15 protein-coding genes are annotated in these 12,904 nt (G+C 65.6%); 7 read left to right on the plus strand and 8 right to left on the minus strand.

What is annotated here, in order from left to right:
- Nucleotides 1–7: 7 nt before the first annotated feature.
- Nucleotides 8–427 carry a thiol-disulfide oxidoreductase DCC family protein gene (locus ACJYUO_RS02795; RefSeq protein ID WP_494343887.1) on the minus strand — a complete coding sequence of 140 codons (420 nt, stop codon included), beginning with the start codon at nt 425–427 and terminating at the stop codon, nt 8–10.
- A 55-nt stretch (nt 428–482) separates the two neighbouring features.
- Nucleotides 483–1,529, minus strand: a complete 1,047-nt coding sequence (locus ACJYUO_RS02800; RefSeq protein WP_494343888.1) for a phytoene/squalene synthase family protein — start codon at nt 1,527–1,529, stop codon at nt 483–485.
- Between the two features lie 159 nt (nt 1,530–1,688).
- Here ACJYUO_RS02800 and ACJYUO_RS02805 point away from each other — a divergent pair, with 159 nt between their 5' ends.
- The 3 genes from ACJYUO_RS02805 (at nt 1,689) to ACJYUO_RS02815 (ending at nt 3,991) form a co-directional block, all read left to right on the plus strand.
- Nucleotides 1,689–2,330, plus strand: a complete 642-nt coding sequence (locus ACJYUO_RS02805; RefSeq protein WP_494343889.1) for an SDR family oxidoreductase — start codon at nt 1,689–1,691, stop codon at nt 2,328–2,330.
- Nucleotides 2,331–2,511: 181 nt separating this feature from the next.
- On the plus strand, nt 2,512–3,705 hold the full coding sequence (locus tag ACJYUO_RS02810) for an acyl-CoA dehydrogenase family protein (protein WP_494343890.1): 1,194 nt from the start codon (nt 2,512–2,514) through the stop codon (nt 3,703–3,705).
- Between the two features lie 124 nt (nt 3,706–3,829).
- Entirely contained in the window at nt 3,830–3,991 is a 162-nt protein-coding gene (locus ACJYUO_RS02815; RefSeq protein ID WP_494343891.1) for a hypothetical protein, read from the plus strand.
- Nucleotides 3,992–4,029: 38 nt separating this feature from the next.
- On the opposite strand, the gene ACJYUO_RS02820 is transcribed toward ACJYUO_RS02815, so the two are convergent.
- Complete coding sequence (locus tag ACJYUO_RS02820; RefSeq protein WP_494343892.1) at nt 4,030–4,320, minus strand: helix-turn-helix transcriptional regulator; 291 nt, start codon at nt 4,318–4,320, stop codon at nt 4,030–4,032.
- Between the two features lie 69 nt (nt 4,321–4,389).
- Nucleotides 4,390–5,295, minus strand: a complete 906-nt coding sequence (locus tag ACJYUO_RS02825) for a DUF3267 domain-containing protein (RefSeq protein ID WP_494343893.1) — start codon at nt 5,293–5,295, stop codon at nt 4,390–4,392.
- 101 nt (nt 5,296–5,396) lie between these two features.
- Here ACJYUO_RS02825 and ACJYUO_RS02830 point away from each other — a divergent pair, with 101 nt between their 5' ends.
- The gene (locus tag ACJYUO_RS02830) at nt 5,397–5,678 is read left to right on the plus strand and encodes a DUF7111 family protein (protein ID WP_494343894.1); all 282 of its coding nucleotides are present in this window, start codon (nt 5,397–5,399) and stop codon (nt 5,676–5,678) included.
- Nucleotide 5,679: 1 nt separating this feature from the next.
- On the opposite strand, the gene ACJYUO_RS02835 is transcribed toward ACJYUO_RS02830, so the two are convergent.
- Nucleotides 5,680–6,006 carry a DUF7410 domain-containing protein gene (locus ACJYUO_RS02835; RefSeq protein WP_494343895.1) on the minus strand — a complete coding sequence of 109 codons (327 nt, stop codon included), beginning with the start codon at nt 6,004–6,006 and terminating at the stop codon, nt 5,680–5,682.
- 152 nt (nt 6,007–6,158) lie between these two features.
- Here ACJYUO_RS02835 and ACJYUO_RS02840 point away from each other — a divergent pair, with 152 nt between their 5' ends.
- A complete protein-coding gene (locus tag ACJYUO_RS02840) occupies nt 6,159–7,589 on the plus strand; it encodes a heme o synthase (RefSeq protein ID WP_494343896.1) in 1,431 nt (476 codons plus the stop codon).
- A 367-nt stretch (nt 7,590–7,956) separates the two neighbouring features.
- On the opposite strand, the gene ACJYUO_RS02845 is transcribed toward ACJYUO_RS02840, so the two are convergent.
- The 3 genes from ACJYUO_RS02845 to ACJYUO_RS02855 all read right to left on the minus strand — a co-directional run bounded on the left by ACJYUO_RS02845 (nt 7,957) and on the right by ACJYUO_RS02855 (nt 11,137).
- On the minus strand, nt 7,957–9,579 hold the full coding sequence (locus tag ACJYUO_RS02845) for an SLC13 family permease (RefSeq protein ID WP_494343897.1): 1,623 nt from the start codon (nt 9,577–9,579) through the stop codon (nt 7,957–7,959).
- Between the two features lie 149 nt (nt 9,580–9,728).
- Nucleotides 9,729–9,974, minus strand: coding sequence for a DUF8599 family protein (locus ACJYUO_RS02850; RefSeq protein WP_494343898.1), 246 nt, complete (start codon nt 9,972–9,974; stop codon nt 9,729–9,731).
- Between the two features lie 95 nt (nt 9,975–10,069).
- Entirely contained in the window at nt 10,070–11,137 is a 1,068-nt protein-coding gene (locus ACJYUO_RS02855; protein ID WP_494343899.1) for a M42 family metallopeptidase, read from the minus strand.
- Between the two features lie 156 nt (nt 11,138–11,293).
- Between ACJYUO_RS02855 and ACJYUO_RS02860 the strand changes: the two genes are divergently transcribed.
- Both ACJYUO_RS02860 and ACJYUO_RS02865 read left to right on the plus strand, forming a co-directional pair.
- Nucleotides 11,294–12,460 carry a thiolase C-terminal domain-containing protein gene (locus ACJYUO_RS02860; protein WP_494343900.1) on the plus strand — a complete coding sequence of 389 codons (1,167 nt, stop codon included), beginning with the start codon at nt 11,294–11,296 and terminating at the stop codon, nt 12,458–12,460.
- A complete protein-coding gene (locus tag ACJYUO_RS02865) occupies nt 12,460–12,849 on the plus strand; it encodes a Zn-ribbon domain-containing OB-fold protein (protein WP_494343901.1) in 390 nt (129 codons plus the stop codon). The genes ACJYUO_RS02860 and ACJYUO_RS02865 overlap by 1 nt, the downstream gene beginning before the upstream one ends.
- The last annotated feature ends 55 nt before the right edge of the window (nt 12,850–12,904 follow it).

A 12,904-nucleotide genomic window follows, 5' to 3' on the forward strand; every position in this document is an offset into this window, starting at 1 on the left:
CACCGAGCTATTCGAGGAATCGCGCACCGACATCGACGTCCGCCGGGGGCATGGCACACTGGTCCTTTTTGCCGAACCAGCGATAGCGGCGCGCAGCGACGAAGTCGTAGGCCCAGTCGCGGAGCCGCCGCGGGAGGAATCGGAACGGACCCAGCAGGGCGTAGGGACCGCCGAGGAGTCGCGCGATGCGGATGACCGCGTCCGATTTGACGTAACTGTCCTTGCCGTCGATCAGGACGATCGACTCGAGTTCGTCGGTCGGGAGGTCGTGCTCGGCGAGCAGTTCGGTGCCGACATCGGACTGGAGGGAGGCAAAGCGGAATTTCCCCTCCGTATCTCGGGGGAGAATGAACTGGACGAACCCGTTACAGAGGTTACAGACGCCGTCGAAGAGGATGATCGGGCCGTCCGGCGTATCCGAACTCATCAGTACTGTACGTAGAGACCGGTCCCAATTCAGGGTTCCGGTCGGTGCAGGTCGGCTACTGATGCAGCGGCTGTTCGGCCATCTTGCGGCGGAGTTCGTCCAGCCGCGAGCGGGAGACGCCGTCTTCGAACTGCTGGAGCAGCGCGAAGACCTCCGCTCGAGAGACCTTTACGTCACCCTCGCGGACGACGTCTTCCGGGCGTTCGCGCAGTTCCCGGAGGGTCCCCACCGCGAGCAGGTAGGGGATCGCCCACGCCGAGAGCCGGTTGCCGTGGTGTTCGGGGACGACCTCGAGATAGCGCTGGGCGTCGTCGAGGTAGCCTTCGGCGCGGCCTGTCACCCGCTGGATGACGTTCGTGACGCCACCGTGGTGGGCCTCGTCGGTGACCGCCTCGACGTCGACGTCCTCCGCCGCGAGCCACTCGGCGGGGAGATAGACGTTGTTCTCCTCGTGGTAGTCGTCCTCGACGTCTTTCGCGATGTTGACCAGTTGCAAGAGCAGCGCGAAGGAACGGGCGTTCTCCCGCATCTCCGCGGCCCGCTCTTTGGAGGTGCCGCGAGCGACCAACCCCGTGATCAGGGTGCCGACGGTGCCGGCGGCATACCAGCAGTACTCCTCGAGTTCCTCGATGGTCTGGAGGCGCAGTCCGCCCTCGGTGGCGTACCGATCGGTGAACATCGCCATGCCGTCGACGAGTTCGCGGACGGGTTCTCGCATGATTTCTCGGGGCTCCTCCTCGAGCGATTCGAACGTTCGCAACACCCGCGGCGTCTCGGCGACGACCTCCCAGTCGTCGGTGCGCTCCTCCGGAATCCACGGCTCGACGTCGTCCATGAACGCTGCGACCGATTCGGACTCCTCAGGATCGAGCAGCCGATCGAACGTCGCGAGCAGTTCGGTCTGGGTCTCCGGCGGGATGTGTCCCGCATCCTCGATCGTATCAGCGATTCGACAGAGGAGGTAGCCGAGACAGATGTGTCTCGCCATCGGCTCCTCGAGCCGATCGATGGTGATCGAAAAGGTCCGCGAAACGCCGTGAACCGCGTCATAACACCACTCGAGGTCGGCGTCGGTGGGGGATTCGGGCTGGCCCGTGGTCATCTACTCGAGTTAGTTTCGTGACCATCGGGGAAAAACGCCGCGGTCGCGGCGTACTCTTCCGATCGGTGGCAATCGGGACTCGAGGTCGGGTCGATCCGCTCCTCGCTGCCCGGCGTGTTCCGACGAAATCCGTATACTGTCGGCGGACGAAACGTACCCGTGACTCGGACCGTACTCATCGCCGGCGCTCACGGACAGGTCGGACAGCACGTTACGGACCAACTCGGCGAGAGCGAGCACACCGCTCGAGCGATGGTTCGGGACGACTCCCAGACCGACGAGGTGGCGGACCTGGGCGGCGAGCCGGTCGTCGCGGACCTAACCGGGAACGTCGATCACGCCGTCGAGGGTTGTGACGCGGTTATCTTCGCGGCCGGCTCCGGCGGCGAGGACGTCTACGGCGTCGACCGAGACGGGGCGATCACTCTGATCGACGCGGCGAGCGAGGCCGGCGTCGACCGCTTCGTCATGCTCAGTTCGATGGGTGCCGACGACCCCGCGGCCGGCCCCGACGCGCTCGAGGACTATCTGACCGCAAAAGCGGAGGCCGACGAGTACCTCCGGCAGAGCGACCTCGACTACACGATCGTCCGTCCAGGGGAACTGACCAACGACTCCGGGGTCGGGACGATCGAAATCGGGAAAGACATCGGGCTGGACGCCGGGGACATCCCCCGCGAAGACGTTGCTCGGACGCTCGTGGCTACACTCGACTACGATGCGCTCGTCGGTGAGACCTTCGAAATTCTCTCGGGCGACGAGCCGATCGGCGAGGCCCTCGAGTGGTTCTGTTCACAGTAGTGGGTCTTCCACGGGGTACTCGAGTCCGCCGCGCTCGGCTGTCGGGACCCGCCGCTCGTCAGTCGAGTCGGAGCCACCACGCTTCCGAGCGTATGTGCTGGCCGATGTCGGGTGTCACCGCTGTTTCGACGGCGCTGCCGAAGAGCGAACTATAAAGACGCGAGGACACGCATTCCGGCGTATGGACTTCGCACTCTCGGCCGAACAGCAACAGATTCGGGACATGGTCTCGGAGTTCGTCGACGAGGAGGTCGTTCCTGTCGCCGACGAGATCGACCACGAGGATGAGTTCCCCGCCGACCTCGTCGGTGAGATGGCCGATCTGGGGCTGATGGGAATGCCCTTCCCCGAGGAGTACGGCGGTGCCGGACTCGACTATCACTCGTATGCGATCGGGCTCGAGGAGATCGCTCGCGGTTCGGGGGGCCTCGGCACGATCGTCGCGGCCCACACCTCGCTTGCCGGGAACATGCTCTACGAGTTCGGCGACGAATCCCAGAAGCAGGAGTATCTGACGCCGCTCGCCGAGGGGCGAGACATCGGCGCGTTCGCGCTCTCGGAGGCGGGGGCCGGAAGCGACGTGCCGGCGATGGATACCACTGCGGAGAAGAGCGAGGCGCAAAGCGCCTCGGAACGGAGCGGCGCAGCCGCGGAGAAGGAGGGCGACGAGTACGTGATCAACGGCGGCAAGCTCTGGATCTCCAACGGCTCCGTGGCCGACACGGTCACGCTCTTCGCAAAGACGGACCCCGAGGCCGGCAACAAGGGCATTTCCTCCTTTATCGTCCGCCCCGAGGAGGACGACGGCTTCATCGTCGAGGGCACGGAGGAGAAACTCGGCGACAAGGGCTGTCCGACGGCCGAACTTCGCTTTGACGACCTCCGAATTCCGGAATCGCGCCGGCTCGGCGAGGAAGGCGAGGGCTTCGTCCACGCGCTGAAGACGTTAAACGGCGGCCGAATCACGATCGCCGCTCGCGGCGTCGGCATCGCCCGCGCGGCCTTCGAAGAGGCCCGGGACTACGCCAACGAACGCGAGCAGTTCGGCCAGCCGATCGGCGAGTTCCAGTCGATCAAGCACAAGCTCGCGGACATGGACACGAAGATCCAGGCCGCGAAGATGCTCATGCACAAGGCCGCCGACAAGAAGATTCGCGGCGAAGACTACATCAAGGACGCCTCCCAAGCCAAGCTCTACGCGTCCGAAGTCAGCCGTGAGGTCGCGAATGAGGGCATCCAGATCCACGGCGGCTACGGCTACACCAAGGACTTCGCCGCCCAGCGGTTCTACCGCGACGCCAAACTTAACGAGATCTACGAGGGCACCAGCGAGGTGCTGCGGAACACGATCGGCGACCAACTGCTCAAGGAGTAACCCTCGACGCCCCGCCTGAGGAGCCTGCGGCTTGCGAATCGACCACCCTACTGCTTTCCCGGCCATCTTTGTTCCAATCTTATCAGTTCGACATATTTATAATAGTGCTGGGTACAGTGAACCTATGGACCGAACGGAACTGTTCCTCGCGATCATCGCGTATACGCTGATCGTGCAAACGTTCGGCGAGGAAGCCGAGGGTGCGATGGTTCTACTGTTCGTCTTGCTGTTCGCGCTCCCGATCTACGTCGTCGTCCATCTGTACAGAAACCCCTCGCTCGAGTGACGACACGACGCGCCGGCCGGAGCCGCCACTCGGCGTCGTCAGTCCACGCCCTCGAGACAATCACGAACCCACGCGTAGTGATCTTGCACCCGCTGTGTGCCGCCATCGGTCAGCGTATAGACGTCGTGGAGCCCCTCCGTTCGTTTCTCGACGAAGCCCGCGTTGACCAGCGCCGACAGCGAGCCGTAGAACGATTTCGGCTCGAGCCGGTCGTCGTAGTGGGACTCGAGGCGGGATTTTACTTGCTGGCCGCGCAGTTCGCCCTCCTCGGCCGCCGCGAGCAGGAAACAGATGTCTCGGCGGCGACCGCTCCGAAGCCATTTGCTCATGGCGCGGTAGTCGGGCGGTGACCGCTCGAGCGTTACGGTTTCCGTGCCCGCGGGAGCGACCCCGAACACTCACTCACGCTTGAGTCGCTGCCGGACGGTCGCGATGAGCGTCCAGACGAGGCCGCCGAGGGTGGCGACTCCGAGCAGGGCGCGATCGCCGAGCTCGAGGAATGCGGTGCCGCCGGGCCGGCGGTCGTGGCGAAAGAGCAGCCAGCCGCCGTCGGGATCGCCGAGGACGACGTCGCCGGAGCCGAAGGCAAGCGAGAGGAACACCGCGAGGAGAGCGTACGCCGCGACTGCGGCGAGAGTGCCGACGCTGCCGGCGAGGAACCGCGAGAGCAGCGGTGCCCCCGGGAGTCGGCTCGGGGACCCCTCCTCAGCGCCGTAGATACCGAACCCGCGAACGCCGCCGGGTGGATCGCCTACGCGAACGTCTGCGGGGTACTGACAGAGGACCCCGGCCATCCAGAGGTCGCCGATCGAGCCGGCCGCGTTCGCCGCTAGCGGGACGATTAACAGCGGCGTGGGGAAGACGACCATCGCGGCGAGCCCGACGGCGGTGATCACCGCAAACGGTGCGAGCAGAGCGACGAGCAACTGATTTCGCGTGTAGCTCGCCCCACTTGTCTCGGCGTAGGCGTACGGCAATACGAAGTAGGAAAGGCCGATCCCGTAGCTCGGCGAGTCGCCGTAGCGGGCCATGAACACGCCGTGGAGGAGTTCGTGGGGGACGACCACACAGACGAGCAGCCCGAGCGAGACGACCAGCCCACCGAGCACCGTCGGCGGCGAGGACGGCGCGATCACGATCGGCTCGAGCGACGTGCCCCGAACCCATGCGAGGACGTGGCCGAACGCGTAGGCGAAGCCAAAAAACCCCACCGCGGAGACGACGAGCCACTGCACGGCGACCGATCGCGTGAGTCGAAACGTCGCGATCGATCGACGGGTCGGGACGTGATCCGAACGGCTCACGACGCGAGACTCGAAGGCCACCAAAAAATCGGTGTCGATGTTCGGACCGCGATTCGTCTGGAACCGACAGTTTCCCGGTGGTGGATCGACGAGGACCGACCATGACCGACGACCGGACCGCCGAAGCCGACGACATCACGGCGACCTATGACGAGACCGAGGCAGAGCGCGTCCTCGCGTTCGAGCGGGCGACGGGCGGCACGGCCGCGATTGCCCAGAATCGCGAGGGGTACGCCATGCTGAAAGTGCGGCCGACCGCTGATGGCGACGAACTCGAGCGCTACTACGGGTTCGACATGGCGCTCGATCACGTCGGGGAACTGCTCGGCGTCTCGCCCCACGAGCTCCCGATTCCGGAGGCGGCCGAAGATATGGGTATGTAGCTCAGACGACGAACGCCGCGAGGATCAACAGCCCGAAGTAGAGCACCACGAGTACGGCGAGGGCGTACAGCCGAACGCGCCGCAACGCCGTATCCTCCTCTCGAACCGCCCGCTCGACGGCTGCGCGCTCGCGATCGGAGAGCCGATTGGGATGCTCGAGGCCGCGGTGGAGCCGCTCGTATCGCGCCCGTCGGAACGGCCGGTCGCAGTACGGACAGCGCGTGGGCGACTCGTCGCTGTGATCGTCGTCCTCGAATTCGCCGCCGGTGGCGGTCGCTACGGCGGGCGCGTCGACGGCGGATGCGCTGGCACGGGAGTCTCCGGACACGATGGCGACTACACGGACCTTCCTCATCCGTCTTCGGTCGCCTCTCGAGGACTGCGTCGTCGGCCGACAGACGCCCCGAAACTCGCCCCTGCTGATGGGAAAAAGCGGGAGCCCTAAATACGCGGAGTCGAAGGGTGTAGACGAGAATAGCCGTGGCAACAGAGTCGTTTCCCCGCCCGATCGGCACGCGACGCCGCTTCTCCGCACTGCTCGCAGCGACCGCGCTCGGCGTCTACCTGCTCCTGATCGTCGGCGCGACGACGTCGCTGACGAACGCGGCCGCGTCGTGTTCGACGTGGCCGACCTGTCACGCGCCCGTCGATCCGCTGAGCCAGACCGAACTCGCGATCGCGTGGGCCCACCGGCTCACGGCGGTCGTCGTCGGCCTGCTCGTCGCCGCGACCGCCGCCGCTGCGGCCCTCGGCGACACCTCGAGTCGCATCCGGACGACGCTCGTCGTCGCCGCCGCGCTCTACGTCGTCCAGATCGGCGTCGGTGCCGTCACCGCCACGACCGGCCCCGCGGCGATCCTGCCCGGACTTCACCTCGGACTCGGCCTCGTGATTTTCTCGGGAATCGTCCTCGCGCTCGCGTGGGACCTCGAACTCGCGACCGGCAGCGAAGACGAGGACGGCATCGACTCGCCCGAACCCCTCGCGGACCTCGAGGAATCGGTGCCGACCGCCTCTGAGCGCACGCTTCCATCGAGTCGCCTCGCTCGCGCTTGGCTCACCGCCTTCGCGTACTTCCAGATGATGAAACCGCGGCTGATGTGGCTACTCTGTCTCGTCGCCGCCGCAGGGATGGCGCTGGCCGCCGGCCCCGGCCTCGAGATCCCCACGATCATCGCGACGCTCGGCGGCGGCGTCCTCGCGATCGGTGCCTCGGGGACGTTTAACCACGTCCTCGAGCGCGATGTCGACCAGAAGATGTCCCGTACGGCCGACCGGCCGCTGGCGGTCGATCTGATCCCGGTTCGGAACGCCTTGCTGTTCGGTGCCGGGCTGACCGTCGCGTCGCTGGCCGCGTTTCTGACGATCAACCGGCTGGCCGCGGCGCTCGGACTAGCCGCGATCATCTTCTACAGCGTGGTCTACACGCTCCTCCTCAAACCGAACACGGTCCAGAACACGGTTATCGGCGGCGCTGCGGGCGCGCTGCCCGCGCTCATCGGCTGGGCCGCTGTCACGAACGAGATCGGCTGGCCCGGCCTCGCGCTTGCGGGCCTCATCTTCCTGTGGACGCCGGCGCACTTCTACAACCTCGCGTTGGCCTACAAGGACGACTACGCCCGCGGTGGCTTCCCCATGATGCCAGTCGTCCGCGGCGAGACGGAGACGCGAAAGCAGATCATCTACTACATCGCCGCGACGCTCGTGAGTTCGATCGCGCTGGCGTGGCTTACCGACCTCGGCGTCCTGTACGCCGTGACGGTCGTCGTCTTCGGCGGGATCTTCCTCTGGGCTGCCGTTCGCCTCCACTTCGAACAGACCGAGACCGCCGCGTTCCGTGCGTTCCACGCCTCGAACGCGTTCCTCGGGGCCGTGCTGGTCGCGATCCTCGTCGACGCCCTCGCGTTCTGAGCAGGCGTACTGCTCTCGAGACCGAAGCGTCACGTGAGTCTGTTCTGCCGAACTGATCAGGGACTCTGGCTCTCGGTAACGGCTCCGTGCTCGGTAGAAACGTCAGCAGTTGGATCTCTCGCGAGTCGTGTAGTCTCCGGCGTCCCTGTTCGCTGCTGCGGTCTCACATCTCGAGCCGAGAGTCGAAATACGAACTGGTGGGTCAGAAGAGTGTGCGCTATCGATCAGACCGTCCATAACTCGACTGTCGCATCCCGTCGACGAGCACGCGCCGGCTTCGATAGCTGGATCGAGGCGAACCGCAATTCTCCGGCTATCTCGAGGGCGACTCGAGATCCTCTCACCGACCGAGCCACAAACCGTGCTCTCACCAGAGCAGGTGCGGCCACACGAACGTGAACAGGACCCAGATGAGCGCGGTTAGGACGACGGTCATAATTGCGTTCAGCACGAGTCCTGCCCGGAGCATGTGGCGTTGCTCGATGTACCCGCTGCCGAACACGATGGCGTTGGGCGGCGTCGCGACCGGGAGCGCGAAGGCGAAGCTCGCGGCGATCGCTCCGGCGACCGAGAGGAACAGTGCGGTCGAGAAGTCGGTCAGCCCGAGCGTCGCCGAGAAGACGCTCCCGAGGCTGATCAGGATAGGGACGATGATGCTGGTCGTCGCAGAGTTCGATGTCATCTCGGTCAGGAAGATGACAAGCAACACGACCGCACCGATGACGAGGACGATGGGTGCGCCGACGAGTCCGCTGAACACCGTGTTCGCGATCCACTCCGTCGCGCCCGTATCAGCGAGCGCGTTCGCGAGCGAGATGCCGCCGCCGAACAGCAACAGCGTCCCCCAGTCGATGTCGACCAGTTCGTCCCACTCCATCGTGTCGGCCAGCACCAGCGCCGGCACCGCGGCGACGCCGACCATCACGTAATAGAGCAGTCCCTGATGGCCCTGGACGCCGAGAACCGTCATTCCTTCGCCGCCGAAGATGGTCGTCATCCAGACGCTCGAGAGGTACGGCTCGAAGAACTCGCCGAGCCCGCCGAGCATCCAGAGACCGGCCGTCACGGCGAAGATAATAGCCACGCGCTTACCGCGGGGATCGAGTTCGCCCTCCGCCGCGAGTTGCTCTCGAGCGCTGGCTCGAGCGGCTCCGACGTCGGGAACCTCCGGCGGATACAGCACGTAAGTAAGGATGAACCAGACGAGCGGGAGCGTCACGACGACGACCGGGAAGCCGACGAGGAACCACTCGGCGAACCCGATCTCGTAGTCCAGAATGGCGTTGAGTTGGCCCACGAGGATGGCGTTGGGCGGCGTGCCGATGATCGTCCCGACGCCGCCGACGCTGGCGGCGTAGGCGGTCCCGAGGAGCATCGAAATCTGGAGGTTGGTAAAGGCGGCCATCGATTCGGCGGTCCCGCCGTCGGCGGCCGTTTCGTCGGAGACATCGGCGCTCTGTGACTCGGCCTCCGACGACGCGAGGTCGTCGCGGTCGAGGACCTGCGTGAGGACTCCGACCGCGATGGGGGTCATCATCGCGGCCGTCGCGGTGTTCGAGACCCACATCGACAACACGGCGGTCACGACCATGATCGCGAAGATCAACCGTCGCGGCGAACTGCCCATCTTGGCGATGGAGTACAGCGCGATCCGCCGGTCGATATCGTACTTCTGAATCGCGTTCGCGAGCATAAAGCCCGCCAAGAACAGGAAGATGATGTGGTCCGCAAAGCCGACGAGTGCGGTGTCCATCGAGTCGTAGACGCCGGTTCCGGTCAGCAACACGGGGATCGTCAGTGCGGTGACCGCGAGCGGTAACGCGCCCGTCACCCAGAGGAAGCCAGCGAAGAACATCGTGGCGATAGCGTACTGGCCCGTCACCGAGAGTCCAGCCGGGGACGGGGCGGCTGCGATGGCAACCATCCCGATCCCTGCAAGGGAAAATTGTACTAATCGCTTGTTTGACCCACCCAAAAGTCCGTGTATCATTGATACAGGCGTTGATACTCATTATTGTTATTAAGCCTTTCCATCCGCGAGGGTGAGTATTACACTCACCCGCTTCGAGCGGTGTCTGCCACCCCTCTCGCAGACGATGGGCATCCACAGCGAGCGCAGCGACGTTCCTCTCGTTCCGATTAGAAGTGATCGACGATGGCCCACAGCTGGTCGTCGGTGAGTTCCACACGGTAGAGTTCCAAGAGCGTCTCCCGGCGCGCTCGAGAGAGGGATCGACTGCCGCTCTCGAGCATCGAGATGTGGGCCTGCATGAGTTCGTCGACTTCCCGTTCGACCGCACGTTGGTCGTAGCCGGCGGCGACCCGGAGGAGTCGCCACGCGCGCGGCGAAATGGCGTCGAGATCGGGAACGTCGGACGCGTCCATGAGAGTCAGTACGAGTGAAATGAGAGCCGTCGTTGAAATGTGCTTCGTCAGGAGTCGCGATTACGTGCCGCCATTTGCCCCGAAGAGATCGGCGATCAGAGCGTGTAGTCGTAGTCGCCGTCTTCGGTCGCGAGGAAGGCCTCGAGCAGGTCGATCGTCGCCGCGATGTCGTCGACGTGGGCGGTCTCGGTCACGGTGTGGAGATATCGGGTCGGGACCGAGATCGCGCCGACGGGTTTCGCGCCGGCGGTGTGCTGGAAGCCGGCGGTGTCGGTCCCGCCCGACGGGAGGATCTCGAGTTGGTACTCGATCTCCTCGTCCTCGGCGAGTGACTGGAGCCGGCCGTGGAGCTTCGGGTTGGTGATGACACTCGAGTCCTTGAGCTTGATCGCGGTGCCGTCGCCGAGTTCGGTGACGTGCGAGCCGGCGTCGAAGCCGGGGATGTCGTTGGCGACGGTAACGTCCAGCGCGAGCGCGAGGTCGGGGTCAATATCGACGCCGAGGGCGCGAGCGCCGCGGAGGCCGACCTCCTCCTGGACGGTCGCACAGAAGTGAATCGTCACGTCGGGATCGGTCAGCCGGCGGGCCGCCTCGAGCATGGCGAACAGACAGACCCGATCGTCCAGTGCCTTGCCGGTGATCGTCTCGCCGACGCGCTCGGTCGTTTGGGCCATCGTGACGAGGTCGCCGGGCGAGACGCGCTCGGTGAGCTTTTCGTAGGGAAGGCCGGGATCGACGACGACGTCCTCGACCTCGGGGGGCTTCTCTCGCTCGTCTTCGTCTAACGTGTGGGGCGGCGGCGAGCCGATGACCGCGGGGATGTCCTCGTCTTCGCCGTGGATTGTCACGCGCTGGGCCTTCAACACCCTCGCGTCCCAGCCGCCGAGCGCGTCGAGTTCGACGAAGCCGTAGCCGTCCTCGTCGCCGCGGACGTGGCGCACCATGAAGCCGATCTCGTCCATGTGTGCCGCGACGGCCACTGCATAGTCGCCCTCGCCCTCGAGGGTCCCGACGACGTTGCCCATCGCGTCGGTACGCACGCGGTCGACCGAGTCCTCGAACTCCCGGACGACGAGTTCGCGAACGCGATCCTCGTAGCCGGGGACGCCACTCGTCTCCGTCAGCTCCGTCAGGAGCGACAGATCGAACGGAACGGTTGTCATGGTCGTACCTGTGACGCCATGTGATATAAGGTCGTGGAAAGGAGCAGCTGAGCGATGGGGTGCAAGCGCCTCCGGCCGTCGAACAGTCCGCTTTCGATGAGTGTCCCCGGTCGTAACCGCGGAGTATTAACGGATCCGTCCACTACCCGTGTGTATATGAGTGACGTACGTGTTGCGGGCACAGGGCTGACGCCGTTCGGGAACAGTCCCGAACGGACCGGCCGAGACCTCTTTGCCGAAGCGAGCATCGCTGCCTTCGAGGAGAGCGGCGTTCCCCGAGACGACGTCGAGGCCGTCCTCTACGGTAACTTCATGGGCGAACTCTCCGAGCACCAGGGCCATCAGGGCCCGCTGATGGCCGAAGCCGCGGGGGTACAGGCCCCCGCCACCCGCTACGAGTCCGCGTGTGCCTCGAGCGGCGTCGCGGTCCGCGAGGCGGTCAAACGGATCCGAAACGGCGAAAACGACGTGTTGCTGGTCGGCGGCGCGGAACGCATGACCAACCTCGGCACCGCGGGTGCGACCGAAGCGCTCGCCATCGCCGCAGACGACCTCTGGGAGGTACGGGCCGGGGTGACCTTCCCCGGCGCGTACGCGCTGATGGCACAGGCCTACTTCGACGAGTTCGGCGGCGAACACGAGGACCTGGCCCACATCGCGGTGAAAAACCACGAGAACGCCCTTACCAACGAGAAGGCCCAGTACCAGAGCGCGATCGAGGTCGCAGACGTCCTCGAGGCCCCGCCGGTCTCCGAACCGCTCGGGATCTACGACGCCTGTCCGATCTCCGACGGCGCGGCCGCGCTCGTCCTGACGAGCGAGTCCTACGCCGACGAACACGACCTCGAGGCCCCGGTCGCGATCACGGGCACCGGGCAGGGCGGCGACCAAATGGCACTGCACGACCGCGAGCACCTCGCCCGCTCGCCTGCGGCCCGCGAGGCCGGTGCGGAGGCCTACGCCGACGCCGGCGTCGACGCCGGCGACGTGGACCTCGCGGAAGTCCACGACTGCTTTACGATCGCCGAAGTGCTCGCGCTTGAGGCCTTGGACCTCGAGCCGATCGGCGAGGGGATCTCGGCGGCCCGGGACGGGCGGACGACCGCGGACGGCGAGACGCCGATCAACCTCTCGGGCGGGCTGAAGGCCAAGGGCCACCCGGTCGGCGCGACCGGCGCGTCCCAGATCGCCGAAGTCACCGATCTGCTGGCCGGCGAGCATCCGAACAGCGAGTCTGTCGAGGATGCAACAACCGGAGTCGCCCACAACGCGGGTGGTACCGTCGCGAGTGCGACCGTCCACGTCCTGGAGGTGACGAACTGATGAGCGAGTCGGAGAGTTACGACGCCGGCTTCGACGACTGGATCGCGGCCGCCGAGGAGGGGACCGCCTACTACCTCGAGTGTGCCAACGGCCACGGCTCCCTGCCGCCGCGTCGAGTCTGTCCCGACTGCGGCTCGACCGATCTCGCCGAAGTCGACCTGCCCGAAACCGGTGAGATCCAGACCTTTACCGTTACGCACGTCCCGACGCCGGCATTCGAGGACGACGCCCCATACGCGACGGCCGTCGTCGACTTCGGCTCCGTTCGGCTGACCGGACAGGTCGTCGGGATCGATCCCGACGATGTCGAAACCGGCCTCTCGGTCGAACTCGAGATCACGGTTTCGGAGACGACCGGCGAGCGCGTGATCGGCCTCCGTCCGGCGTAGCTGTTTTTTCGAATTCGAACGCCAGAATTCACAGGAGTCGGATTTCGGACCGATG

The organism is Natrinema sp. CRL1, from assembly GCF_059162405.1.